The sequence below is a fragment of the Alloalcanivorax gelatiniphagus genome (genome assembly GCF_005938655.1).
Lineage (GTDB): Bacteria > Pseudomonadota > Gammaproteobacteria > Pseudomonadales > Alcanivoracaceae > Alloalcanivorax > Alloalcanivorax gelatiniphagus.
In genome coordinates, this window is the sequence record NZ_VCQT01000012.1 from 114,749 (window position 1) to 137,746 (window position 22,998).

Genomic DNA, 22,998 nt, shown 5'->3' on the forward strand with positions numbered 1-22,998 from the left:
GATCATGCGTAACAACTTTATCGCCGGTGCCTGGAGCCGGGGCGCCGGCGCCCGGCCCAACATCAATCCCTCCGACACCACGGACGTGATCGATGAGTACGCCCAGGCCGACGCCGAACAAACCCGCCAGGCCATCGCCGCCGCCCGGGCCGCTTTTCCGGCCTGGCGCCGGGGCGGCATTCAGGCCCGCGCCGATGCGCTGGACTTTATTGGCCTGGAACTGGCCGCCCGCAAGGAAGAGTTGGGCCGGTTGCTGTCCCGGGAAGAGGGCAAGACCTTGCCGGAAGGCATCGCCGAGGTGAACCGGGCGGCGCAGATTTTCCGCTTCTTCGCCGGTGAAGTGCTGCGCCCCGGCGGCGAGACCCTGCCGTCGGTGCGCCCGGGCATGGACGTGCACATCACCCGGGAACCGGTGGGCGTGGTGGGCATTATCACGCCCTGGAATTTCCCCATCGCGATTCCCGCCTGGAAGATCGCCCCGGCCCTGGCCCATGGCAACTGCGTGGTGTTCAAACCCGCCGACCTGGTGCCCGGGTCCGCCTGGGCGCTGGCGGAAATCATCAGCCGCAGCGGCCTGCCGGAAGGGGTTTTCAACCTGACCATGGGGCGTGGCAGCGTGGTCGGCCAGACCCTGCTGGAAAGCCCGGACGTGGACGCCATCACCTTCACCGGCTCCGGCACCACCGGTGCCCGGGTGATGGCCACCGCTGGCGCCCGCTTCGCCAAGCTGCAGCTGGAAATGGGCGGCAAGAACCCGCTGGTGGTGCTCGATGACGCGGACCTGGACCGGGCCGTGGAAGTGGCGGTGCAGGGGGCCTATTTCTCCACCGGCCAGCGCTGCACCGCCTCGTCCCGGTTTATTGTGGAGAAGGGCATCCACGACCGCTTCGTGGACGGCGTGCAACGGCGCCTGGCCGGTTTGACCGTGGATCATGCGCTGGGTGAGGGCACCGATATTGGTCCGGTGGTGGACCAGAGCCAGCTCGACCAGGATCTGGGTTACGTGGATACCGGCCGCGACGAGGGCGCCCGCCTGGTGTGCGGCGGTGAGCGTCTGCAGCGCGGCAGCGACGGTTTCTACATGGCCCCGGCCCTGTTCGCCGACACCGACCCGACCATGCGCATCGCCCGGGAAGAGATCTTCGGCCCGGTGGCCTGCGTTCTGGCGGCGGACGATTACGAGCACGCCCTGGCCCTGGCCAACGATACCGAGTTCGGTCTGTCCGCCGGTATTTGCACCTCGTCCCTGAAGCACGCCAGCCACTTCCGCCACCACGCGGAAGCCGGCATGGTGATGGTCAACACCCCCACCGCCGGTGTCGATTACCACGTGCCCTTCGGTGGCCGTAAGGGCTCCAGCTACGGCTCCCGGGAACAGGGCCGCTACGCCGCCGAATTCTTCACCACGGTGAAAACCGCCTACGTGGCGCCCTGATCTCGGCCCCCATCGCGACTGAAGTCGCTCCTACGGTTAAAGAACGAGGTAGGAGCGACTTCAGTCGCGATGCTTTTGGGCCGCGCGACGCTTCGGCGTCCTCCCCTCCAGTGGTAAGCTCCGGACACCAAAAACGTTGAACCGGGTGCCGGCAAAAACATGGACGAACGCAAAACCTTCGCGGCCTGCTCCGCGATCCTACTGGTGGTGATGGCGGTACTGGCGGTGGCGCCGGTGGAGCGGGAAACCTGGCTGATGGAAAACGCCGTGGTGGCCCTGTTCCTGGCCGCCCTTTGGGGCACGCGCCGCTGGTTCCGGTTCTCCGCCGGCAGCTATGCGCTGATCACCCTGTTCCTGGTGCTCCACGAAATCGGTGCCCACTACACCTACTCGCTGGTGCCCTATGACGCCTGGGCCCGGCAACTGGCCGGCTTCAGCATCGACGAATTGTTGGGCTGGCAGCGCAATCAGTACGACCGCGTGCTGCATTTTCTGTACGGCGTGCTGCTGGTGCTACCGCTGCGCCAGCTGTGCCGCGACGGTGTCGGCCTGCGCGGCGCCTGGGCCGGTTTCTTCGCGTTCTCCCTGATTCTGGCCAGCTCGATGATCTATGAACTGATCGAATGGGGCGCGGCGGTGGCCTTCGGGGATGGCAGCGATGCCTTCCTGGGTACCCAGGGCGACCCCTGGGACGCCCAGAAGGACATGGCCCTGGCCCTGCTGGGCGGGCTGATCGCGCTGACGCTGGCCGCGCCGCTACGTGCCCTGCGGGCGCGGCGCCACTGACCGGCCATCACCCACTTGAAGGGTGCCGGCCCGGTCGGTGTATGCTTGCCGACCCGAGCCCCCGATGCGGAGCAACGCCCATGGCCTATCAATCCCATTACTCTCCGGAAACCCTGGACCGCGCCGCCGTGGACGCGCACCCCGGCGCCCGGGTGCTGGAGTTCGGCACCAATTGGTGCGGCCATTGCCACGCCGCCCAGCCGTTGATCCAGGCGGCCCTGGCCGAGTACCCGGACCTGGAACACATCAAGGTGGAAGACGGTAAGGGCCGGCCCCTGGGGCGCTCGTACCGGGTCAAGCTGTGGCCGACGCTGATTTTTCTGCGCGACGGTGAGGAGGTGGCGCGGCTGGTGCGGCCCCGTGACGACGCCGAAATCCGTGAGGCCCTGGCGCGCATCACCGCCTGATCGCGGCTAAAGCCGCTCCTACCCATATGATCACCGCCACCACAGCGCACGACGGGATTCCCCCACCCGACGCCGAATTGCCGTAGGAGCGGCCGGGCGGCGTTCCGCTTCAGCCGCGATCCCCCGCGCCCCCACCACCCGATGCCGAATTACTGTAGGAGCGGCTTCAGCCGCGATCCCCCGCAGCCCCACACCCTGCCTGTAGGAGCGGCTTCAGCCGCGATCACCCCCGGGCGGCGCCCGACACTCGCATCACCGGAAACCCACCCCTATACTAGCCAAATGGACAGTATCGCCACCCCCGCCACCCTGGACGACCCGCTCTACTACCTGCGCAACTTCGAGACCGTGCTGCGCTGGGTAAGCGAGTGTCACGGGGACCTGCTCGACGACGCCGAACGGGCCTTCGTGGACGGCGTGGCGGCGCTGCCGGAGGCGCCCCGGGCGCTGCTTACGCGCATGGTGATGCGCAGCGGCGAGCTGTTCCGCGCCGACAAACTCCGTTACCCGGAAATCGGCCCGGCCATGCCGGCGCTGACGATCCTTGAAGCCGCCGGCTGGGTGCGCCGGGACGGCGATCTGACCCTGGAAGAACTGTTCCGCCTCTACACCAAGGCGGAGCTGGGCCGCGCCCTGGCCCCCCGGCTGGCCGCCGCCGGCCTGGACCGTCACGGTCGCAAGGCGGACTGGCTGGTGGCCCTGGCGGAACCGGCGTCGACGCCGCGCCCGCTGTCGGCCTGGGACCCGGAAGGCCACCTGCCGGCGGCCTGGCAGCTTACCGTGATGCCGGTGTGCGAGCGCCTGCGGCTGATGTTCTTCGGCAACCTGTACCAGGACTGGCGCGAGTTCGTGCTCACCGAGCTGGGCACCTTCCGCTACGAGCGGGTGCGCCTGGACGCCACCACGCGGCCCTACCGCCACCGCGCCGACCTGGACGCCTGGCTGGCGCTGCACGCCTGCCGGCAACGGTTCGAGGCCGGCGAAGCGGTGGAGGCGGTGGCCGCCGATCTGCCCGCCGGCGACACCGGCAACCCCTGGGTGGAGGAGCGTCGCCACAAGCTGCGCTATAAGCTGGCCCGGCAGTGGGAACGGGAACACCAGCTGGAACAGGCCGAGGCCCTGTACGCGCAATGCCAGCACCCGGACGCCCGCGCCCGGCGGCTGCGGGTGCTGGAGCGGCGCGGTGAGTACCGGGCCGCCCTGACCCTGGCCGACGAAGCCGCCGCCCGCCCGGAAAGCGAAGCGGAGCGCCAGGCCCTGGACCGGTTGCTGCCGCGCCTGCATCGCAAGCTGGGGCTGCCCCGGCCCGCCCCGGCGGCGCCGCTGGCCACCGAGGAGTGGTCGCTGACCTTGCCGCTATCGCGCCTGATCGACGCCGGTCGCGTGGAGGGGGCGGTGGCCGAACATTTCCATGACGACCGGGCGCCGGTGTTCTACGTGGAAAATACCCTGCTCACCGGCCTGTTCGGCCTGCTGTGCTGGGAGGCCCTGTTCGCGCCTCTGCCCGGGGCCTTCTTTCATCCATTCCAGAGCGGCCCGGCGGACCTGCACCGGCCGGACTTCGTGGCCCGGCGCCGGGACCTTTTCGCCGCCGCCTTCGCCGACCTGGAAAGCGGCCGCCACCGGCGGCGTATTCTCGATACCTTCCAGCGCAAGCAGGGCATTCAATCGCCGTTGGTGCATTGGGGCATGCTCTCCGAGCCGCTGCTGGAGCTCGCCCTGGACTGCATTCCCGCCGCCCACCTGGCACGCCATGGCGAACGGCTGCTGTGTGACATCAAGGCCAACCGCGCCGGCCTGCCGGACCTGATCCAGTTTTTCCCGGAGCGCGGCGAGTACCGGATGATCGAGGTGAAAGGCCCCGGCGACCGGCTGCAGGACAACCAGCGCCGCTGGCTGAGCTACTTCGCCGAGCAGGAAATGCCGGCGGTGGTCTGCAAGGTAGCCTGGGAGGCCCGGTGAGCACGGTGAGCGAGGCAACCAGCTACACCGTGGCGGTACGCGCCCTGTGCGAATTCACCGCCAAGGCCGGCGATCTGGACCTGCGCTTCACGCCGTCGCCCACCGCCCAGGAGGGCATGGCCGGCCACGCCACCGTCGCCGGCCGACGCGGCCAGGGCTATGAAACGGAAGTGGCGCTGAGCGGCGAGCACCGTCATCTCAAGGTGCGCGGTCGCGCCGACGGCTATGACCCGGGCCGCAACCGGCTGGAAGAGATCAAAACCTTTCGTGGCGACCTGACCCGCCAGCCGGACAACCACCGGGCCCTGCACTGGGCCCAGCTCAAGGTCTACGGGGCCCTGTTGTGCCGGGCCCGGGCGCTGGACAGCGTGGAGCTGGCGCTGATCTATTTCGACGTGGTCAAACAGAAGGAAACGCCGCTGCGGGAAATACACCACGCGGAGGATCTGGAGGTGTTCTTCCAGGATCAGTGCGAGCGTTTCCTGCAATGGGCGGACCGGGAGCTGGCGCACCGCCGGCGCCGGGATCAGCACTTGGCCACCCTGGTGTTTCCCCACGGCGATTTCCGACCCGGCCAGCGGGTGCTGGCGGAGTCGGTCTACCAGACCGCCTGCACCGGCCGCACCCTGCTGGCCCAGGCGCCCACCGGCATCGGCAAGACCCTGGGCACCCTGTTCCCGCTGCTCAAGGCCGCCCCGGGCCGGGGGTTGGATAAGCTGTTTTTCCTTAGTGCCAAGACGCCGGGCCGGCGGCTGGCCCTGGACGCGGTGCGCACCCTGACGCCGGACCCGGTGGCGCCGGAACCGGGCGACCCGCCCCTGCGTACCCTGGAGCTGATCGCCCGGGAAAAGAGCTGCGAACACCCGGACCGGGCCTGCCACGGTGAATCCTGTCCGTTGGCGGAAGGCTTCTACGACCGCCTGCCGGCGGCCCGCGCCGCCGCCGCCGGCGAGGCCATGCTGGACCGGGCGCGGCTGCGCGAGCTGGCCCTGGAGCACGACGTTTGCCCCTACTACCTGAGCCAGGAGATGGCCCGCTGGAGCGACCTGGTGGTGGGTGACTACAACTATTTCTTCGATCTTTCCGCACTACTGCACGGCCTGACCACGGAAAACCAGTGGCGGGTAGCGGTGCTGGCGGACGAAGCCCACAACCTGGTGGACCGGGCCCGGGGCATGTACAGCGCCGAGCTGGATCAGATTACTTTCCGCCGTGTGAAGCGGGCGGTGCCCAAGGATCTCAAGGCCGCCTTCGAACGGCTTAACCGCCAGTGGAACGCCCTTAACAAGGACATCGACGCCGCCCAGCCGGACCAGGATTACCGGGTCCATGATGATCCGCCCCAGGCGTTTTTGTTGGCCCTGCAGCAGATGCTGGCCGCCATCAACGACCACATGGCCGAGCACCCGGAGCCCCTGGACGGCGACCTTACCCGCTTCTACTTCGACGCCCTGCATTTCAACCGGGTGGCGGAACTCTACGACGGCGATGCCTTCCTGTTCGACAGCGAGCGGCTGGTGCCCGCCCGGGGCCGGCCCGGCTCGCGGCTTTGCCTGCGTAACGTGGTGCCGGCGGCGCTGCTGGCGCCACGGTTCGAAACCGCCCGCGCCGCCGTGCTGTTCTCCGCCACCCTGAGCCCGGCGCGCTATTACGCCGACCTGCTCGGCCTGCCGGACAACACCGCCTGGGCGGACGTGCCCTCGCCGTTCCGCGCCGAGCAGCTCCAGGTGCGCATCGCCCGGCAAATCTCCACCCGCTACCGGGACCGGCAGGCGTCCCTGGCGCCCATCGCCGCCCTGATCGGCGAGCAATACCGGCAACGGCCCGGCAACTATCTGGCGTTCTTCAGCAGCTACGACTATCTGGAGCGGGCGCTGGCGGTGTTCCGGCAGCAATGGCCGGACATTCCGGTGTGGGCCCAGGAACGACGCATGGACGAAAACGCCCGCCAGGATTTCCTGGACCGTTTCCAGGAGGGTGGGGAAGGGATCGGCTTCGCGGTGTTGGGCGGCGCTTTTTCCGAGGGCATCGATCTGCCCGGCCGGCGCCTGATCGGCGCCTTCGTGGCCACCCTGGGGCTGCCCCAGGTGAACCCGGTGAATGAACAGTTCAAGGAACGGCTGGCGGCCCTGTTCGGCGACGGTTACGACTACACCTATCTGTACCCGGGCCTGCGCAAGGTGGTGCAGGCCGCCGGCCGGGTGATCCGCACCGGCGACGACGAAGGCGTGGTGCACCTGATCGACGACCGCTTCGGTCGCCGGCAGGTGCGCGGGCTGCTGCCGGAGTGGTGGCGGGTGGAGTAGTGCGGATCAGCCGTCGCGCGGATTAACAGCCAAGCTGCTCCGCCAGGTCCAGCATATCCTCGGCCAGAAAATCGTGGTCCTCGGAAAATTGCTTGGCCGGTCCTGTCGGCCCGTATTCCAAGGGCCGTTTCACATAGGCGGTGCGCAGCCCCGCCGCCCTGGCGGCCTCCAGATCTTCCTGATGGGTGGCCACCATCAGCACCTGCTCCGGTTTTACCTGGAAGGTTTCCGCGGCGCCCAGGTACACCTTGGGGTCCGGTTTAAAAGTGCCGAAGGTCTCGGCGGAGAGCACATCACTCCAGGGCAGGTCGCCGTGGCGGGCCAGATCCTCGAGCAGGCTCAGGTTGCCATTGGACAGGGTGCAGGTGTTGAAACGACTCTTCAGCCGGTACAAGGCCGCCGAACTGTCCGGCCAGGGATCGAGCCGGTGCCAGGCCAGATTCAAGTGCCGCTTCCGGTCTTCATCCAGATCATCGATACCGAAGCGCGCCAGCATCTCTTCAAGGATCTGATAGTGGATGTCGTCAATCAGCGCCCAGGGCGCTTCCCCGGATAACACCCGGGTGATGGCCGTTAGGTAGCCTTGCCGCCAGGTGAGAGCGAATTGATCGGCGGGCACCGGCAAATTCAGTGCCCGCGCTTCCCGTTCGATGGTGCTGAACCAATCCACCACCGTCCCGAACACATCGAAGGAAACCACCTTAATGCTCATTGCCTCGCTCCATGGTTAACCGGACCCCAAGGTACCATGGCGAGGCGCGGCGGTGCCGGGTCGGGTTCAGTTGCCGCCGTACTGATCGCGCAGGGCCTTGCGGTTGAGCTTGCCCACGGCGGTCTTGGGAATGGCGTCGGTGAAGATCACTCGCTGCGGCTTTTTGTAGGACGCCACCTTGCCGGCGACGAAGGCGATCAGGCTGTCCTGGTCCACGTTCTGACCCGGCTTCAGCGCCACCACGGCGGTCACCGCCTCCACCCATTTGTCGTCCTGGACGCCAATCACCGCGCATTCCGCCACCGCCGGGTGGGCGATCAGCACGTCCTCCACTTCCCGGGGGTACACGTTGTAGCCGCCGGTGATGATCATGTCCGAGGTGCGGTCCTTGAGATGCAGGTAGCCGCGCTGGTCGAACTCGCCCACGTCCCGGGTGCGCAGCCAGCCGCCCTCCATGAACATCTCCCGGTTCAGCGCCGGGGCATTGTGGTAGCCGGCCATCATCGACGGCGCACGCACCGCGATCTCGCCGGGCTCGCCGGTGGGCACGTCCTGGCCGGCCTCGTCCACCAGCCGGATTTCCACATCCAGGGACGGGCGGCCGCAGGCGCCCAGCAGATCGCCCCGGTGGTCCTCCGGGCGCAGCACCGCGATGGCCAGCGGGCACTCGGTCTGGCCGTAGTATTGCCAGAACTTCTCCCGGCCCCACAGCTGCATGGCCTGCTCGATCACCGGCCGGGGCATGGGCGAGGCGCCGTAGATCACCTGGCGCAGCAGGCTCACGTCGGTGCTCTCGAAACGCGGATGGCCGAGCAGCATCTGCAGCATGGTGGGCACCATGTTCACCGCCGTGATGCCTTGCTGTTCGATCAGGTCCAGGAAGGCGCCGGGATCGAAGCCGGGCATGATCACGGTGCGCGCGCCGCGCAGCCAGAACGGCAGCACGAACACGCCGGAGGCGTGGATCAGGGAGGCCGCGTGCAGCATGGCGTCGTCGCGCTGCACGTCCAGCAGGTTGAGCAGCACGTTACGGCAGACACCGGCATAGGACGCCTGGGTGTGCTGGGCGGCCTTCAAGGTGCCGGTGGTGCCGGAGGTGAACAGGGTCAGGATCACATCGTCCGGGGCCACCGCCACGTCCGGCGCCGCCGCGCTGCAGCCGGCGGCGGCGGCCAGCAGATCGTCGCCCACCGCGTCGGCGCCGATGCCGTGGCACACCAGCCCGGGCCGGGCGTCGCCCAGGGCCGCCGCGCGCTCCGCCAGGTCGGCGCCGTACAGCAGCATCCCGACGCCGGTTTCCTCCAGCATGCGGGCGTGCTCCTCCAGGGACAGACGGGCGTTCAGCGGCACCCGGTTGATGCCCGCCTTCACGCAGGCGAAGTCCACCGGCACGCTGTACAGGCTGTTATTCAGCAGCAGGGCGACCCGGTCACCCCGCCGCACGCCCCGCTCGATCAATGCGTGGGCCAGCTGGTTGCTGAGTGTCTGGGTCTCGCCGAAGGTCAGACTCTCGTCGCCGAACACAATGGCGGTGCGCTCCGGATTGTAGCCGGCGCCCCGGTGAATCAGGTCCAGATAGGTGGTGCTCATCAGACTCTCCCGTTATTGTTCTGTCCGTTGTTGTTGCGGATGCCGTCGTTATTCGAATTCGCCGTGGCGGCCGGCACCCTTGGCGAAGCGCTCCGCGCCGGCGATGGCTTCCTCGAACACCACCGGGTAGCCGCCGGCCCCTTCCCGGCGCAGCGCCTCCGCCAGCTCGTGGTCCCACTGGCCGTAGGCGGAGGCGCGGTCCGCCTTCATGCATTGTTGAGGGAAGCTGGCGATCTGACGGGCCAGGTCCTGGGCGGCTTCCAGGGCGGTGCCATCGTCCACCACCCGATTGGCCAGGCCCATCCGCAGGGCTTCCTCGGCGTCCACCGGGCGGCCGGTAAGAATCATGTCCAGGGCCCGGCCCTGGCCGACAATGCGCGGCAGGCGCACGGTGCCGCCGTCGATCAGCGGCACCCCCCAGCGCCGGCAGAACACCCCGAACACCGCCGAGCGCTCCACCACGCGCAGATCGCACAGCAACGACAGCTCCAGGCCGCCGGCCACCGCATGGCCGGACACCGCCGCGATCACCGGTTTGCTCAGCAGCATGCGGCTGGGACCCATGGGGCCCGGGCCGGTACCTTCCGGTTCGACCTCATTGCGCAGCTGCGGATCGCCCAGGGCTTGCAGATCGGCGCCGGCGCAAAAGGTGCCCCCGGCGCCGGCCAACACCGCCACCCGCGCCGCCTCATCGGCCTCGAAGGCCTCGAAGGCGGCACGCAACGCGACGGCGGTGGGCTGATCCACCGCATTGCGTTTCTCCGGGCGGTTGATGATGATCGTCCGGATGGCACCGTCCGTCCGGGTAAGCACTGGGGATGTCGACACTGGGGACTCCTCGCCGGAAACGATGGGTCCCGGCCGTTGTTACTTATTTTGTCTGTGTTTTCCAGATTAGGATATATTTCAGGTGTTGTCCATGAAAGACAAAAGTGGAAATTTGGCTGGGCCTTCGACGGACAGCGCAATGAGCGCCACCGACATGGTGATGGACCTGCTCTCCACCCACGACCGCCACGAACTGTCGGTGGCCGCCCTCTGCCATGCCGGAGAACTGTGCGACCTGCGCGCCCAGAACGTGCGGGTGGCCCTGAACCGCCTGCAACGGCAAGGACGGGTGGTCAGCCCTGAGCGCGGGCTGTACCGGCTGGATACCGCCACCAGCGGCCTGTTCGGCGAAGTGGAAAGCTGGCTGCGCCGGGAGCAGCGGGTGCGCGACTGGACCGGCGGCTGGGCCGCGGTGCTCGACAGCGCCGTGCCGCGCCGGGACAAAACCGCCTGGCGCCGCCACGAACGGGCGCTGGCGTTGCGTGGCTTCCGCCTGCTCGGCGACACCGGCCTGCGCCTGCGGCCGGACAATCTGAGCGGCGGCATCGCCGGCCTGCGCAAGGACCTGGCCCGCCTGGGCCTGGCGCAGGAAGCCCGGGTATTCGCCGTCACCGAACTCTCCAGTGCCGACGAAAAACAAGCCCGCCGCCTATGGGACTGCTCCGCGCTCAAGCAACAATACCGGCACATGGCCCGGCAACTGGCCGCCAGCCACAAAACCCTCACCCGCCGCCCGGAATCGGAAGTGGCCGCCGAAAGCCTGCTGCTCGGCCGCGCCGCCATCCGCCTGATCCTGCTCGACCCCCTGCTGCCCGATACCCTGATCGACAACCGCCCCCGCCACCAACTGATCGAACGCATGGGCGCCTACCAGCGCGACGCCAAGGCGATCTGGATGGCGATACTGAACAGGATTTGAAGCGTTTCACATTTTTGCTTATTAAACGCCCGAAAGGGCGTTTTGCCTACAGCCATGTAAGAAATTGCTTACAAGCCTTCCCCCAAAGCTTTGCTAGTTTTTCCTTCACGTAACAAAACACCGTCCGTCCACTGGGGGACAGGGCGGTTAAAAATCGTGGGGGAAAGGCATGGAAACGCCGCTGGCCAGTCATGGAAGCTGGATTCGTTTTGTCGGATCTCACCCGGCTTTCGGGCGTTGTGGACGCGCAAAGCGGTCAGATTGTTCTTTCCTGCACTGAATTCCGTCGGGTGCGTATGTGGGGACTCCTGGGTGTCTACTCTCTTGTGATGTTGAGGGTGGTCTGGATTGAAAATCCGGACCTTTACGCCATTCAGCGGTTCGGGGCTTTTTTCATGTACCTGCTCTCTGGGTGGGCATTGATGTACTTTTCTTGGCTTTATTTTGAGGTTTGGGGTGCGGTGACTGAAAAGGTGGCGCTGGTTCGCTCTCTAAGACTTTTATTGATTCCTCTGACCCCTGTTGGCTTTTGGACTTCCTGGCGGTTTGGTGGAGGGGATCCTGTCCTTATTGCAGCTTTGGCTTTGTTCTTGGTTTGTTTTTTGTTGTGGGGGGAGAGATTGATGATGGTCTTCCGGAGGTTTTTTCTCTCGCGGCCAGGGAATGAGAAGTTTTATGAGTCATTTTCCAGTAGGTGGCATGTTCTTCCTTTTGATGTTGTCTATTTGGGGATAAACGCTGCCTCGTTGTTTTTCGGTGTGGGCTTTATTTAGTTTTATGTTGGGAAGCTTTGTAGGGGGAGACGGTTCCCGTCTGAGTCTAAGCCTTTTCGAAAGCCGGTTGGTTCGGTATCCCTAGGAATGTTACGGCCAGCGGGCTGACCATGGACGTGGATAACGTCGCCGCCATGGAACATCTACTGCCAGAGCAAATGTGTAGCACCGAAGAAAACTCAGCCCATGGTATCAGCGCCGTTAAGGCGCTACAGCTCGCCGCAGCTGAGGGACAGAAAATCTGGACCATCACCCGAGCTAACCTCAACCAGGCGCTGGCGGGCCTTGATCTGAGCCTTGATGAAGAAAGCGACATCCGCAATGCAGTCCTGGCAGGAAAGGAAGTCACCGCCCATGAGCGACCGGTCAATTTCCACGGCCGCGCCGCTGTGGGCTATACGGTGCTAGACCCGAATACAGGTGCCGGGGCGTATCTTATCTCCAGCGGAGAGAGTGGAGGCGTGCTGGATTCGTGGTTCGACGAAGCGTTGTCATGGTTGGCTACTGCCGGCGAACTTTTCGCTTCTAGTTGTTTGGCGAAAATTATTTTTGGTGGCCTCGGCAAGGTCCTTGATGCCCTTGGTTTTGTTTTTGATGTCTATTCTTGTGGTTTATTTTTTGCATTGATAAAACAGATTTTTGTTTCATTTATGGTGTTTGGCGTTGCTTATGCTGTGCTGCCTTTTTTTGCGATTTTTGTGACTCTCGCGATGGTAATGAGTATTTCACTTATGATTGGGGTGGTGGTTAGTTCTGTCTTATCTAGAAGGATGGGGTGTGGAGAAGATGGGTAAAAATGCAAAGATGTTCTTTCAATATTTTTTTGCTTTGGTTTTTGCGGCTGCGAGCATTGAGTACCTGTCAACTGGCTTTTATTTTTCTGGACTTTTTTGTTTTGTTTTTATGGTTTTTCCATTATTTAGAGAGAGGTTTGTATCGAAAAGAGGTGAGGTTTTGTTTTGGACTATTTTGGTCTCTATGTTAGTGGTGTTGAATTTCATTGCTGAATACACTGAAGGTTTGCGCTGATTATTTGAATCTTGGGACGCTCTTTAGACATCTTTTTTTGCGTCGCGGTTCTGTAAATGGACAGGGCGACAGTATGCGCTGGCTTTTCTTATGATATTTGCAAAAATGTGTTTTTATGACCTTTTGGCAATTATTTTGATGTCAAATGCTTATGAGGGGGCTGGGTTGCACTCAGCTTTTTTATGGATGACTGGCGGTATGGCGGTGGTGGTTTCTGGCATGTATTTCTGGGAGTTGAGGGACTCAGAAGATTTCAAAAGGTACGTAAAAAATAATATAAATTGGCGAATCGTAGGTATGATGGCTTTCTGGGTTATTTTTTTTGGGTGGCTTGCTGGCGTTTTTGGGCTGGGCCGGCTGAAGGTCTATCCCAGTGAGGATCATGATGCTACTCAATATGCACGTATACAGTGCCTTGCCTGAATAGCGGCCGGAGTATGTATGAACCCTTTTCCCTTCCCTTTGTCATCTCCTCTGTCTCAGCTAATTGCAGGGGGCATGTTTTTTTCTGTTTCGGTATATGTTGCTTTCTGTCTGGTTCTTTTTCTGAGAAAGGGGTCGTTGGTCGCTGTGCCCGCGAAATTGGTTGGCGGCGTCGGCGTACTTCGGTTGCGGCGGTATAAATACGAGGTTGACGGAAAAGTATATTGGCGATTTGCCCTTTCAGGGGGTCAGCTCTTTCGCGGTGAGCTGGTGGGTAAGAGTAGTGGAGATATGAATATACCTCGGAAAGAAAAAATTGTTATTAAATATGATCCTCTCTGCCCTTGGGTTGCGTGCGTCAACTGTAATCTGGGCGTTTTGCAGATGTTCATCGCTCTGGTTTTTTGGGCGCTGTTATTTTTCTTATTCTTTCTTTGCTAGAGAGGTCGATATGTTGGGCTTTCGAAAGGGGCAGTGTTGGGGGTTGGCGATGATTGCTGTAATGAATGCTTTTTTGGTTTCGATGTTTGTAGGTGCATGGAAAGACGTGTGTGAGAGGCGTGATGAATAATGAAAGAGTTGATGTGGTGCACGTTTGGATTTTTTATTTTATAGCATTGTTCACATCTGTGATCCCGTTGCATCTGGCTGGGGTGATCGGCGTTTTTTTGTGGTTCTTGCCGGTTTTTTTTCTTAAGCGAGGACTGTTAAAAAATAAATTTATTTTTTATTTTCTTTTGATGTTTTATTGGTTTTTGGTTCTGGTTTTGGGGCTTTTTGTGGAGGGGCTTTTCTGTACGTTCCGGTTTTCGGGATATTAGACGTCTGATGCGGCGAGCGGAATGGAGATGGTGGTTATGGTATGTGCTTCCAGGATTTGATTGAGGGCTGAGAGGGTTTTCAAAGCTATATAGAAAGAAAGTAAGTTGGCGAACTGTGGTGGGTGCGGCCATATTTATGCATAAAGATGAATTTATTGTTGTGTTTTTCATTGTCTTTTTTGTGGTGCTTTCCTATTTTTGCTTTTTGCTCGCTCGTCAGAAGAAGAGAAGGGGGAGTCTTAGAAACGAGGGCTTGAAGCCTGCAAATAAAGAACGCGCGCGAAAGATATTGAAGGCACTAAAGATTCGATCCAAAGGGGCTGTTTCTTTGCCTTTTGGTGCCAGGTGTTACGTGGATGATGACGGCGATGGCACTTTTGTTTGCGATTTGATCACCCTGGTTGGTATCGGTCGGTATGGTGGAGCCTCAGAAATTACATGCTTGGGGTGTTTGCTGTCGGATAACGGAGGCCAGGACTTTTTGATGCGAAAGCCGAGCCCTCTGGAAGCTCGGTTTGAGCTTGCTGATGCCTGGATGGTCGAAGACGGATGGCGGGTATGGGGCCCTGGTGCTGAGCGTCATTTTTTTGATGCGCTTGCTCAAGAAATAAGGTGCTTTGGCGATAAGGCCATTCTTAGGAAGCAAGGGGAGGTGCTGAGCATTTATTTTAGGGGCAAGCACCTGAACGAAGATAGAGTCGTTGCCTTGCTGCCTGAGTGGAGGCGGTTTTGTGATACTTTTAGACGTCTTTCCGCCGGCCAGGAAGCCAAATAAATAATGTGCGTGGATTTATTTTTAAGCGTTTTCTGACGTGCTCTACAGACCGAATGGACCAATTGCGGTGAAGGTGTTACAGATAACCCACCGCAGAAAATATATCCAGCCCTGTGCCGTTCTGTGCCTATCGAATACGCCATTAATGAGAATGCTGGACAGTTAGCAATGGAGCGCCAGGGCGGGCTCAGGACTGATCATAATGCCCGCCGAGAGCGAAAATATAGATTGAGGTGGAATCAAACTTATACACAATCCGATCTTTCTGGGACAAGCGTCTGGACCAGAAGCCAGACAGATTGTGCTTGAGCGGTTCGGGCTTACCGATACCGACTGTGGGATCGTCGCAGCGCACTAGTTCCTTGATAACTTTACGCGCGGCATCGTGCAGCTTTTTGTCCTTTTGGCGCATCGTTTCGTACGCCTCCCAGGTTTTTCCTTCAAAGACCAGTGATCTCATCCATTTGCTCGTCGGTTGGCGTATATCCGTTACGCTCACCGTGCGTTTTGCTCGATTCAGCCAGTTGATGCATCAGGCTGCTGTTCTGCAAAACGTACAGCGTTTCCTGTTCGCGCTCCCAGTCGGCGGCGCTGAGGACCACGAAATCCTCTCCGGAACGACGAGTGACCCTGAGGGGTTCGTGTTTGCTAAGGCTTTGTTCCACAAGCTTTTTCAGGTTTTCCCTGAACTTGTTGACGCTGACGGTATCCATTTCAGGTGTCCGGTTATGTACGGTATTGCCGTACGATTATCTGCCAGCTGGTCCGATCAAAGCAAGGGTGGGCTCCCTCATCAGCGACAGGATCGGAAAGCCATCGATGCTTCGCCTTCATCCCGGTCGTTTGCTTCCGCAGCTTGGCGGGGCCGGTCCTCGGACAAGGAGGTTCCGGAACAGGAAGCGCTCGACCTGTAGTCACCAGCCGGCGCCATCGCCGCCGTGGCCGTATGAAGCGTTCAGCCGGCACCGTGTTATTGTCCAATGTCCTTCGACAGGACAGAACAGGAGTGTCCCATGCCCGCTTTGCTCGACGCCGCGCCGGCGGCCCTTGGCCGTATCGAAACCCGCCCGTTGTTCGCCATCAAACTGACCGTGGCGCCGCTCCAGGAATTGGGGGAGACGCCGTTCGGGCGGCGTCGGGTGGCGGTGGTCACCGGCGGGGAATTTGAGAGCGAGCGGCCGGCGCTGAATGGCCGGGTGCTGACCGGCGGCAGCGATTGGCTGACGTTCCGCGACAACGGCGTGGTGACCCTGGATGTGCGGCTGGTGCTGGAGACCGTGGAGGGGCTGACCATCGGTATGCGCTACAACGGTTACCGGCATGGGCCGGAGGCGGTGATGGCGCGGCTGGCCGCCGGCGAGGAGGTGGACCCGTCGGAGTATTACTTCCGGGCGGCGGTGCGGTTTGAAACCGGGGCGCCGGCGCTGGACGGGCTGAATCATACGGTGGCGGTGGCCACCGGCCACCGCTATCCGGACGGCCCGCTGTATAGCGTGTTCGAGGTGCTTTGAGGCCCGCTCAGGCGCTGGCCGGGCCGGCCGGTTTGCGGATCAGGCGCGCCGCCGCCGGCCACCAGGAGGTGCGCGGTGGTCATGGTGCGGCGCCGGCCGAAGCGCTCGATCCGCATGGCGGAAAACGGCGCCATCAGTCCGAACAGCACGAAGCGCAGGGCCAGCGCCGACGAAATTTGTTCCGTGTTCCAGCCGAATTCATCGCCCAATGGGCGTAAAAAAGCCCCCGGCATGCCCAGCGCCGCCGATGCGGAGAGCATGGTGAGAAAGGTGGCGCCGGCGATCGCCCGGGCGTAGTGGACGCCTCGGTGTCGCAAGCGGGCAGCCAGGGGGGAAGAGAACATTTACAGGGCTTCCAGAATGGTGGCCACGCCTTGGCCGCCACCGATGCACTGGGTGGCCAGGGCGTAGCGGCCACCTTGGCGTTGCAGCAGGGCGGCGGCTTTGCCGGTGATGCGGGCACCGGTGGCACCCAGTGGGTGGCCGATGGACAGGCCGCCGCCGTCCAGGTTGATGGTGGCCGGGTTGAGGTGCAGGTCGCCGATGCAGGCCAGCGCCTGGGAGGCGAAGGCTTCGTTGATTTCCACCACGTCCAGGTGGTCGGCGCTGAGGCCGGCCCGGGCCAGAGCCTTGCGGGTGGCGGGAATCGGGCCCAGCCCCATCACCGCCGGGTCGCAGCCGGCGCTGGCCAGGGCGCGGATGCGGGCGCTGGGCGCCAGCCCGTGACGGGCGGCGAACGCTTCGCTGGTGACCAGCACCGCCGAGGCGCCGTCGGTGAGCGGCGAGGAGGTGCCGGCGGTGACCACCCCGTTTTCATCGAAGGCCGGCGGCAGCTTGGCGAGGGCCTCCAGGGAGGTGGTGGGGCGGATGCAGCCGTCCTCGGTGATGCGGTTTCCATCGCCGGTGTCGATGGCCACGATTTCGTCGCTGAGCCGGCCCTGTTCCCGGGCGGCGGCGGCTTTATGGTGGGATTCCAGGGCCATTTGCTCCTGGTCGGCGCGGGGGATGGCATAGCGCTGTGCTACGTTTTCGGCGGTGCGGCCCATGGAGATATAGGCGTCGGTATGCTCCTGGAGCCAGGGGTTGGGCGAGAAGTTGAAGCCGCCCTGGGGCACCATGGTCATGGATTCCACGCCCACGCACAGGTAGGCGTCGCCGAGGCCGGCTTCGATCTGCGCGGCGGCGATGTGGATGGCGGACATGGACGAACCGCAGAAGCGATTCACGGTCATGCCGCCGACCTGTTCGGGCAGGCCGCTGAGCAGGCCGACGATGCGCGCCAGGTTGTTGCCCTGGGCGGCCTCGGGATAGGCGCAGCCGAGGATCACATCCTCGAGCAGGGCCGGGTCCAGGTCGGTGCGGGCCAGCAGGCCGCGTACCACCTGGCTGGCCAGATCATCCGGCCGCACCCCGGCGAGGGCACCTTTGTTGGCGAAGTGAAACGGCGAGCGGGCATAGCTGGCAATCACGGCTTTCATGGCGTTCTCTCGCTTTCAGTAGGGAGCAGTTTCAGTAAGGGGCCGCCGGGTAGCTGACGAAGCCAGGGCAGGCCGTTGACCAGGGCGATGCCGACCAGCGCCGCCACCATCACGGCGCACAGCGCGGCCAGGTCGCCGGGGCGCCACCAACTCATCAGGGCGCCGCCAACAATCAGAATCGCCAGCCGGGTGAGGCTGCCGAACAGCGGCCAGGTCATGCGTCCGGCGCCCTGGCTGGCGAAGTACAGTGCCAGCCCCACGCCCAGGAAGCCGTAGGCCGGGGCCACGGTGCGCAGATAGAGCGCGCCGGTGGCGATGGCTTCGGCGTCGTCGGTGAACAGCCGCAGCCAGGGTTCCGGGAAGAAGGCGGCGGTGAGCCCCACCGCCTCGGTGGCGACGAAGGCCACCGCCGCGCCGGTCCAGGCAATGCGCCGGGCGCGGTGGGCCTGGCCGGCCCCCAGGTTCATGCCGACCATGGCCACCAGCGCGGTGCCGAAGCCGAACACGATGGGGATCTGCAGGTACTCGATGCGGATGCCCAGCCCGAAGCCGGCCAGGGCTTCCATGCTGGTGCGCGCCACGAAGAAGGTGGCGGCCATCACGCACAGGTTGGAGAGCACCGTGTTCAGCGACGACCACAGGCCGACGCCAAGAATGGCGGCGAACAACTCCCGCCGCAGGGCCAGCCCCCGGCGCAGGCGCACGCCGCCGTGGCCACGCACCAGCACGGCCAGCAGAATCAGGGTGGCGACCAGGTAGTAAATGGCCAGGGCCAGGCCGGCGCCGACGATGCCCAGCGCCGGCAGTGGACCGGCGCCGAAGATCAGCACCGGCGACAACACCAGCAGCCCGGGCACGCCGCCGGTGAGCACCCAGGCCGGGGCGCGCATGTTGCCGGCGCCGCGCAACACCGCCGACAGGCCGTTCATCAGCCACAGGAAGGTGACGCCGGAGAACAGCGCGGTGGAGTAGGCCACCGCCGCGTCCAGGGCGGCGCCTTCGCCGCCCATCAGCGCGTACAGCGGCCGCGCGAACAGAATCACCAGCGCCGAGCAGAGCAGCCCGAAGGCGGTGGCGATCACCGCCGCGTGCAGCGCCAGGGCGTCCGCCCGGTCGCTGTCGCCGGCGCCCAGGGCGCGGGCGATGGCCGAGGAAATGCCGCCGCCGATGCCGCCGGCGGACATCATCATCATCAACATCACCAGCGGGAACACCAGCGCCGCCCCGGCCAGGGCGTCCACCCCCAGCAAGCCCACGTAGTAGCTTTCCAGAAAATTGGCGGTGGCCTGGGCCAGCATCACCACCAGATTGGGGGCGGCCAGGGCCAGCAGCGTGGGCAGCACCGGGCCGTGCAGAATGCGGCGGGTGCGTTCCGGCGCGGGGGCTTTGGCGGCGGCGACGGCCTGGCTCATGGGCGGGGCCTCAGAGCAGAATCAGGGTGGAGGTGGCGCTGGCGTACAGGGTGCCGTCGGCGCCGGTGAGCCGCGCCTCGGCAAACGCCAGCCGCCGGCCCCGGGACACCACCTTGCCTTCGGCGCGCACCGGGCCGGTGTCCTTGGTCATGGCCTTGTGATAGGCCACTTTCAGTTCCGCGGTGCTGTAGCCCTGGCCGGCGCCCAGGGTGGAGTGCACGGCGCAACCGCAGGCGGAGTCCAGCAGCGTGGCGGCGTAGCCGCCGTGCACGGTGCCGATGGGGTTGTAGACCTTTTCCGTGGGATGGCCTTCGAACACCACCCGGCCTTCTTCCAGTTCCACCAGGGCGAACTCCATGGTGTGGCCGATGCCCCGGTGGGTGTCGCTGCGCAGGGCATGCCGCAGGGCCTGCAGGCCGGTCATTTCTTCGAGATTGGTCATGGTGATTCCTTTTCGTCGGGTGAAGAGGTTGGGTGAGGAGGTCGGGTCAGGATCTGGGTTTGCTGGTGCCGGGCAGTTCGGCTGCCACCGCGTCGAGAATCTCCCGGGACAGGGTGTCGTCGTCCACCGCCCGGGCCAGGATCAGGCCACCCACCATGGCGGCGGTGGCGGCCACCGCCTTGCGGCGCCGCAGGGCCGCCCGGCGGCCGGGCAGGGCACCGTCGAGCAGATCGATAAAACGGCGCACGCTGCGGGTGAAGGCGCCGCGCACCGGTGCACTCTGACGCGGTGCCTCCCCGGCCAGCGCGGCGAGCACGCAGCCATCACCGGGATGGTCCCGGTGGCGCGGGGACAGGTAGCGGCTGGCGAGGGCGTCCATGGAGGGCCCGTCGTCGCCGGCCAGCAGCTTGCGCCAGCGCTTTCCGGTGATGCCGATGGCGTGTTCGCAGGCCTCCGCCATTAGTTGGTCCTTGGAGTCGAAGTGGCCGTAGAAGCCGCCATGGGTAAGGCCGGCGCTGTTCATCAGTTCCGCCACGCCGATGCCGTCGAAGCCCCGTTCGCGGAATAGACGGGCGGCTTCCTCGACGATCCTTTCCCGGTTGGCGGCGGCTTGTTCCTTGCTGACTCGCATTGGCGTGGCTCCCGGCGGCCTCCGGGCCGCTTTGGTTAAATGACGTTCATCATTTATATATTGATGATGATCATCATGTAAAGGGGCGATATCGGGAAGGGCGGATACGGACATCCTTCGGGGCGAAAACCGACATCGGCGGCCAGGGCTCACCGTGCATAAATAGCGCAAGTGACGGCGGGTTGCTTTCCTTTTTCCGGGGAAAACCGTTCAATAGAGCGCGATCAGATCCAAGTCGGGATTCCCCGGTTGGCGATACGAGAAGGAGAGACCATGCAAAACGCGGACGTGGGCAAGCTGGTATTGCGCCTTGCCCTGGGGATCATGATTTTGCTGCACGGCATTTTTAAGCTGCAGCACGGTGTTAGCGGCATCAGCGGCATGCTGCAGGGCGTGGGGTTGCCGGGTTTTCTGGCCTATGGGGTGTTCATCGGTGAGGTGATCGCGCCGATCATGGTGATCATCGGCTACCAGACCCGCATCGGCGCGGCGATCATCGTCGGCAATATGCTGGTGGCGATTGCCCTGGCGCACATGGGCCAGCTGTTCGCCCTGGGCGGCAATGGCGGCTGGGCCATCGAACTGCAGGGCATGTACCTGTTCACCGCCGTGGCGCTGTGTTTTCTCGGCAGTGGCCGATATGCGATGAAGAACTAGCCACGAGCTACAAGACTCAAGCTACAAGCTACAAGCTACAAGCTACAAGCTACGAGTAGGCAGGGCCTGCTTGCAGCTTGCAGCTTGCAGCCGCCCCGCTAAAGCGACCCCTGCATCATGTTCTTGGTGCTGACCTGCCCGTTCAAAGTCCAGAAATCATAAAGAATCCCCAGCCCGAACAGACCGGCGGTGAACAGGTAGATGATGCCGGTGATCCACTTGCCCAGGTAGAAGCGGTGCAGGCCGAAAATGCCCAGGAAGGTGAGCAGTATCCAGGCGATGTTGTAGTCGGTGGGGCCGGAGCGGTAGCGCAGGTCCGCGTCCCGGTCCATTCCCGGGATCAGGAACAGGTCGATGATCCAGCCGATGAAAAACAGCCCCAGGGTAAAGAACCAGATGGTGCCGGTGATCTGGCGGCCGTAGTAGAAACGGTGCGCGCCCATGAAGCCGAAGATCCAGAGGCAATAGCCGATGACCTTGCTGTGGGTGTCCCGATACATGAATAACCTCTCCTTGAGTTAAACCATGGGGCCTTAAACCATGGGCCTTGCGTTAAACAGGGTCCTGCCGGGGGGCCGGCGTTGCCGCCGCCCCGGCAAGGGCGTGGGCTCAGAGTTCCACTTTGATGGCGGCGATCACTTGGTTCGCTTTGACGCGCGCTTGTTCCACGCTGTCCGCCCGGGCCAGGCCAACGCCCAGCCGGCGGCTGCCGCTGACTTCCGGTTTGCCGAACAGACGCAGGTCGGTGTCCGGCTGCGCCAGGGCCTCGCGCAGGCCGCCGTAGCGCATATTCCGGGAGTCGCCTTTCACCAGCAGCACCGAAGAGGCGCTGGGGCCGCGCTGTTCGATCTGCGGTACCGGCAGGCCGAGGATGGCGCGGGCGTGCAGGGCGAACTCGGACAGATCCTGGGACATCAGCGTCACCAGACCGGTGTCGTGGGGCCGCGGCGAGACCTCGCTGAACCACACCTGGTCGCCTTTCACGAACAGCTCCACGCCGAAGATGCCGCGCCCGCCCAGGGCGTCGGTGATGGCGCGGGCCTGGCGCTCGGCCTCCACCAGGGCGGCGTCGTTCATCGGCTGCGGCTGCCAGGATTCCCGGTAGTCGCCGTCTTCCTGGCGGTGGCCGATGGGCGCGCAGAAGGCGGTGCCGTCCACGTGGCGCACGGTGAGCAGAGTGATTTCGTACTCGAACTCCACGAAGCCTTCCACGATCACCCGGCCCTGGCCGGCGCGGCCGCCGGACTGGGCATAGTCCCAGGCGGCTTCCACCTGGTCCTCGGTTTTCACCAGGCTCTGGCCCTTGCCGGAGGAGGACATCACCGGCTTGATCACGCACGGCAGACCCACTTCCTTCACCGCCGCCAGGTACTCCTCCTTGTCGCCGGCGAAGCGGTAGGGCGAGGTGGGCAGGCCCAGCTCCTCGGCGGCCAGCCGGCGGATGCCTTCCCGGTTCATGGTCAGGCGGGCGGCGCGGGCGGTGGGCACCACGTTGAAGCCTTCCTGCTCCAGTTTGATCAGCTCGTCGGTGGCGATGGCCTCAATCTCGGGCACGATATAGTGCGGCTTCTCCTGCTCCACCACCGCCCGCACCGCGTCGGCGTCGAGCATGTTGATCACATGGTGGCGATGGGCCACCTGCATGGCCGGGGCGTTGTCATAACGGTCCACGGCGATCACCTCGCAACCCAGACGGGTCAGCTCGATGGTCACTTCCTTGCCCAGTTCCCCGGAACCCAGCAGCAGTACGCGGGTAGCGCCGTCGGCGCCGGGGGTGCCCAGAGTCGTCATGGTGGCGGCTCCTTGTTGTCACGAAGGGTCGCCGCGGGCGCGCGGCGGGTGAGGGACGATTGTAGCGGAAAGGAGGCGATAAGCGGCAAGTCGCAAGCTTCAAGCGGCAAGCGGCAAGCTTGGGGGGGGGCGAAGGTGGTGTGCCGGTGGATTGGCCAGTTGAAAGTTCAAAGTTAAAAGTTGAAACGCGGGAGGGGCGTGAGCGGGCGGGGAGGCCGTGCCCGCGAATAGAGGGCTGCAAGCTACAAGTCGACGCCGGCCGAAGGCCGCGGGAAAGCCTGGCAGCCCGGACCTTTCAACTTTTAACTTT

General features: G+C 63.8%; 26 protein-coding genes. 14 read left to right on the forward strand and 12 right to left on the reverse strand.

Annotated elements, in window-relative coordinates:
• The first annotated feature begins 4 nt into the window (after positions 1-4).
• From FGS76_RS02515 to FGS76_RS02535, 5 genes are all read left to right on the forward strand, one after another.
• Positions 5-1,435 (forward strand): aldehyde dehydrogenase family protein, encoded by a 1,431-nt coding sequence (locus tag FGS76_RS02515; protein WP_138771046.1) that lies wholly within the window; start codon positions 5-7, stop codon positions 1,433-1,435.
• A 159-nt stretch (positions 1,436-1,594) separates the two neighbouring features.
• Positions 1,595-2,221: a DUF2238 domain-containing protein gene (locus FGS76_RS02520; RefSeq protein ID WP_138771047.1), complete on the forward strand. Its 627-nt coding sequence runs from the start codon at positions 1,595-1,597 to the stop codon at positions 2,219-2,221.
• A gap of 80 nt (positions 2,222-2,301) precedes the next feature.
• Positions 2,302-2,628, forward strand: coding sequence for a thioredoxin family protein (locus tag FGS76_RS02525; RefSeq protein ID WP_138771048.1), 327 nt, complete (start codon positions 2,302-2,304; stop codon positions 2,626-2,628).
• A 282-nt stretch (positions 2,629-2,910) separates the two neighbouring features.
• Positions 2,911-4,590, forward strand: a complete 1,680-nt coding sequence (locus tag FGS76_RS02530; RefSeq protein ID WP_138771049.1) for a VRR-NUC domain-containing protein — start codon at positions 2,911-2,913, stop codon at positions 4,588-4,590.
• Between the two features lie 5 nt (positions 4,591-4,595).
• Positions 4,596-6,896 carry an ATP-dependent DNA helicase gene (locus tag FGS76_RS02535; RefSeq protein ID WP_138771110.1) on the forward strand — a complete coding sequence of 767 codons (2,301 nt, stop codon included), beginning with the start codon at positions 4,596-4,598 and terminating at the stop codon, positions 6,894-6,896.
• 22 nt (positions 6,897-6,918) lie between these two features.
• On the opposite strand, the gene FGS76_RS02540 is transcribed toward FGS76_RS02535, so the two are convergent.
• The 3 genes from FGS76_RS02540 to FGS76_RS02550 all read right to left on the reverse strand — a co-directional run bounded on the left by FGS76_RS02540 (position 6,919) and on the right by FGS76_RS02550 (position 10,026).
• Positions 6,919-7,608 (reverse strand): haloacid dehalogenase type II, encoded by a 690-nt coding sequence (locus FGS76_RS02540; RefSeq protein ID WP_138771050.1) that lies wholly within the window; start codon positions 7,606-7,608, stop codon positions 6,919-6,921.
• A 66-nt stretch (positions 7,609-7,674) separates the two neighbouring features.
• Positions 7,675-9,198, reverse strand: coding sequence for an AMP-binding protein (locus FGS76_RS02545; RefSeq protein WP_138771051.1), 1,524 nt, complete (start codon positions 9,196-9,198; stop codon positions 7,675-7,677).
• Between the two features lie 48 nt (positions 9,199-9,246).
• Positions 9,247-10,026 carry a crotonase/enoyl-CoA hydratase family protein gene (locus FGS76_RS02550; protein WP_138771052.1) on the reverse strand — a complete coding sequence of 260 codons (780 nt, stop codon included), beginning with the start codon at positions 10,024-10,026 and terminating at the stop codon, positions 9,247-9,249.
• Positions 10,027-10,165: 139 nt separating this feature from the next.
• Between FGS76_RS02550 and FGS76_RS02555 the strand changes: the two genes are divergently transcribed.
• From FGS76_RS02555 to FGS76_RS02585, 7 genes are all read left to right on the forward strand, one after another.
• On the forward strand, positions 10,166-10,945 hold the full coding sequence (locus FGS76_RS02555; protein ID WP_170214384.1) for a PaaX family transcriptional regulator C-terminal domain-containing protein: 780 nt from the start codon (positions 10,166-10,168) through the stop codon (positions 10,943-10,945).
• Between the two features lie 209 nt (positions 10,946-11,154).
• The gene (locus FGS76_RS02560) at positions 11,155-11,718 is read left to right on the forward strand and encodes a hypothetical protein (RefSeq protein WP_138771054.1); all 564 of its coding nucleotides are present in this window, start codon (positions 11,155-11,157) and stop codon (positions 11,716-11,718) included.
• A 110-nt stretch (positions 11,719-11,828) separates the two neighbouring features.
• A complete protein-coding gene (locus FGS76_RS02565) occupies positions 11,829-12,512 on the forward strand; it encodes a hypothetical protein (RefSeq protein ID WP_138771055.1) in 684 nt (227 codons plus the stop codon).
• Entirely contained in the window at positions 12,496-12,747 is a 252-nt protein-coding gene (locus tag FGS76_RS02570; protein WP_138771056.1) for a hypothetical protein, read from the forward strand. Before FGS76_RS02565 ends, FGS76_RS02570 begins: the two co-directional genes overlap by 17 nt.
• A 90-nt stretch (positions 12,748-12,837) precedes the next feature.
• Positions 12,838-13,170 carry a hypothetical protein gene (locus tag FGS76_RS02575; RefSeq protein WP_138771057.1) on the forward strand — a complete coding sequence of 111 codons (333 nt, stop codon included), beginning with the start codon at positions 12,838-12,840 and terminating at the stop codon, positions 13,168-13,170.
• Between the two features lie 18 nt (positions 13,171-13,188).
• Positions 13,189-13,611, forward strand: a complete 423-nt coding sequence (locus FGS76_RS02580) for a hypothetical protein (protein WP_138771058.1) — start codon at positions 13,189-13,191, stop codon at positions 13,609-13,611.
• Positions 13,612-14,127: 516 nt separating this feature from the next.
• Positions 14,128-14,766: a hypothetical protein gene (locus FGS76_RS02585; protein WP_138771059.1), complete on the forward strand. Its 639-nt coding sequence runs from the start codon at positions 14,128-14,130 to the stop codon at positions 14,764-14,766.
• Positions 14,767-14,953: 187 nt separating this feature from the next.
• Here FGS76_RS02585 and FGS76_RS02590 read toward each other — a convergent pair whose 3' ends face one another.
• Positions 14,954-15,226: a Txe/YoeB family addiction module toxin gene (locus FGS76_RS02590; protein WP_138771060.1), complete on the reverse strand. Its 273-nt coding sequence runs from the start codon at positions 15,224-15,226 to the stop codon at positions 14,954-14,956.
• Complete coding sequence (locus tag FGS76_RS02595) at positions 15,207-15,479, reverse strand: type II toxin-antitoxin system Phd/YefM family antitoxin (protein WP_138771061.1); 273 nt, start codon at positions 15,477-15,479, stop codon at positions 15,207-15,209. The genes FGS76_RS02590 and FGS76_RS02595 overlap by 20 nt, the downstream gene beginning before the upstream one ends.
• 300 nt (positions 15,480-15,779) lie before the next feature.
• Here FGS76_RS02595 and FGS76_RS02600 point away from each other — a divergent pair, with 300 nt between their 5' ends.
• On the forward strand, positions 15,780-16,277 hold the full coding sequence (locus FGS76_RS02600; protein WP_138771062.1) for a DUF3237 domain-containing protein: 498 nt from the start codon (positions 15,780-15,782) through the stop codon (positions 16,275-16,277).
• On the opposite strand, the gene FGS76_RS02605 is transcribed toward FGS76_RS02600, so the two are convergent.
• The 5 genes from FGS76_RS02605 to FGS76_RS02625 are packed head-to-tail and all read right to left on the reverse strand — an operon-like array spanning position 16,235 to position 20,240.
• A complete protein-coding gene (locus FGS76_RS02605; protein WP_138771063.1) occupies positions 16,235-16,621 on the reverse strand; it encodes an MFS transporter in 387 nt (128 codons plus the stop codon). The genes FGS76_RS02600 and FGS76_RS02605 overlap by 43 nt on opposite strands.
• Positions 16,622-17,755, reverse strand: a complete 1,134-nt coding sequence (locus tag FGS76_RS02610) for a thiolase family protein (protein ID WP_138771064.1) — start codon at positions 17,753-17,755, stop codon at positions 16,622-16,624.
• On the reverse strand, positions 17,752-19,167 hold the full coding sequence (locus FGS76_RS02615; RefSeq protein WP_138771065.1) for an MATE family efflux transporter: 1,416 nt from the start codon (positions 19,165-19,167) through the stop codon (positions 17,752-17,754). Before FGS76_RS02615 ends, FGS76_RS02610 begins: the two co-directional genes overlap by 4 nt.
• A 10-nt stretch (positions 19,168-19,177) precedes the next feature.
• Complete coding sequence (locus tag FGS76_RS02620; RefSeq protein ID WP_138771066.1) at positions 19,178-19,609, reverse strand: PaaI family thioesterase; 432 nt, start codon at positions 19,607-19,609, stop codon at positions 19,178-19,180.
• A gap of 46 nt (positions 19,610-19,655) precedes the next feature.
• Positions 19,656-20,240, reverse strand: coding sequence for a TetR/AcrR family transcriptional regulator (locus FGS76_RS02625; protein WP_138771067.1), 585 nt, complete (start codon positions 20,238-20,240; stop codon positions 19,656-19,658).
• A gap of 273 nt (positions 20,241-20,513) precedes the next feature.
• Here FGS76_RS02625 and FGS76_RS02630 point away from each other — a divergent pair, with 273 nt between their 5' ends.
• Positions 20,514-20,897 (forward strand): DoxX family protein, encoded by a 384-nt coding sequence (locus FGS76_RS02630; protein WP_138771068.1) that lies wholly within the window; start codon positions 20,514-20,516, stop codon positions 20,895-20,897.
• Positions 20,898-20,995: 98 nt separating this feature from the next.
• On the opposite strand, the gene FGS76_RS02635 is transcribed toward FGS76_RS02630, so the two are convergent.
• Both FGS76_RS02635 and purT read right to left on the reverse strand, forming a co-directional pair.
• Positions 20,996-21,397, reverse strand: a complete 402-nt coding sequence (locus tag FGS76_RS02635; protein ID WP_138771069.1) for an NINE protein — start codon at positions 21,395-21,397, stop codon at positions 20,996-20,998.
• Positions 21,398-21,506: 109 nt separating this feature from the next.
• Positions 21,507-22,688, reverse strand: a complete 1,182-nt coding sequence (gene purT, locus FGS76_RS02640; protein WP_138771070.1) for a formate-dependent phosphoribosylglycinamide formyltransferase — start codon at positions 22,686-22,688, stop codon at positions 21,507-21,509.
• Between the last annotated feature and the right edge of the window lie 310 nt (positions 22,689-22,998).

Excerpts from the sequence above, each read along its gene's own strand:
- FGS76_RS02635 (WP_138771069.1), bottom strand. The coding sequence starts at position 21,397 with ATGTATCGGGACACCCACAGCAAGGTCATCGGCTATTGCCTCTGGATC.
- FGS76_RS02590 (WP_138771060.1), bottom strand. The coding sequence starts at position 15,226 with ATGAGATCACTGGTCTTTGAAGGAAAAACCTGGGAGGCGTACGAAACG.
- FGS76_RS02515 (WP_138771046.1), top strand. The coding sequence starts at position 5 with ATGCGTAACAACTTTATCGCCGGTGCCTGGAGCCGGGGCGCCGGCGCC.
- FGS76_RS02525 (WP_138771048.1), top strand. The coding sequence starts at position 2,302 with ATGGCCTATCAATCCCATTACTCTCCGGAAACCCTGGACCGCGCCGCC.
- FGS76_RS02580 (WP_138771058.1), top strand. The coding sequence starts at position 13,189 with ATGAACCCTTTTCCCTTCCCTTTGTCATCTCCTCTGTCTCAGCTAATT.
- FGS76_RS02520 (WP_138771047.1), top strand. The coding sequence starts at position 1,595 with ATGGACGAACGCAAAACCTTCGCGGCCTGCTCCGCGATCCTACTGGTG.
- FGS76_RS02575 (WP_138771057.1), top strand. The coding sequence starts at position 12,838 with ATGATATTTGCAAAAATGTGTTTTTATGACCTTTTGGCAATTATTTTG.
- FGS76_RS02555 (WP_170214384.1), top strand. The coding sequence starts at position 10,166 with ATGAGCGCCACCGACATGGTGATGGACCTGCTCTCCACCCACGACCGC.
- FGS76_RS02605 (WP_138771063.1), bottom strand. The coding sequence starts at position 16,621 with ATGTTCTCTTCCCCCCTGGCTGCCCGCTTGCGACACCGAGGCGTCCAC.
- FGS76_RS02540 (WP_138771050.1), bottom strand. The coding sequence starts at position 7,608 with ATGAGCATTAAGGTGGTTTCCTTCGATGTGTTCGGGACGGTGGTGGAT.
- FGS76_RS02600 (WP_138771062.1), top strand. The coding sequence starts at position 15,780 with ATGCCCGCTTTGCTCGACGCCGCGCCGGCGGCCCTTGGCCGTATCGAA.
- FGS76_RS02615 (WP_138771065.1), bottom strand. The coding sequence starts at position 19,167 with ATGAGCCAGGCCGTCGCCGCCGCCAAAGCCCCCGCGCCGGAACGCACC.
- FGS76_RS02625 (WP_138771067.1), bottom strand. The coding sequence starts at position 20,240 with ATGCGAGTCAGCAAGGAACAAGCCGCCGCCAACCGGGAAAGGATCGTC.
- FGS76_RS02595 (WP_138771061.1), bottom strand. The coding sequence starts at position 15,479 with ATGGATACCGTCAGCGTCAACAAGTTCAGGGAAAACCTGAAAAAGCTT.
- FGS76_RS02530 (WP_138771049.1), top strand. The coding sequence starts at position 2,911 with ATGGACAGTATCGCCACCCCCGCCACCCTGGACGACCCGCTCTACTAC.
- FGS76_RS02585 (WP_138771059.1), top strand. The coding sequence starts at position 14,128 with ATGCATAAAGATGAATTTATTGTTGTGTTTTTCATTGTCTTTTTTGTG.
- FGS76_RS02545 (WP_138771051.1), bottom strand. The coding sequence starts at position 9,198 with ATGAGCACCACCTATCTGGACCTGATTCACCGGGGCGCCGGCTACAAT.
- FGS76_RS02565 (WP_138771055.1), top strand. The coding sequence starts at position 11,829 with ATGGACGTGGATAACGTCGCCGCCATGGAACATCTACTGCCAGAGCAA.
- purT (WP_138771070.1), bottom strand. The coding sequence starts at position 22,688 with ATGACGACTCTGGGCACCCCCGGCGCCGACGGCGCTACCCGCGTACTG.
- FGS76_RS02620 (WP_138771066.1), bottom strand. The coding sequence starts at position 19,609 with ATGACCAATCTCGAAGAAATGACCGGCCTGCAGGCCCTGCGGCATGCC.
- FGS76_RS02630 (WP_138771068.1), top strand. The coding sequence starts at position 20,514 with ATGCAAAACGCGGACGTGGGCAAGCTGGTATTGCGCCTTGCCCTGGGG.
- FGS76_RS02610 (WP_138771064.1), bottom strand. The coding sequence starts at position 17,755 with ATGAAAGCCGTGATTGCCAGCTATGCCCGCTCGCCGTTTCACTTCGCC.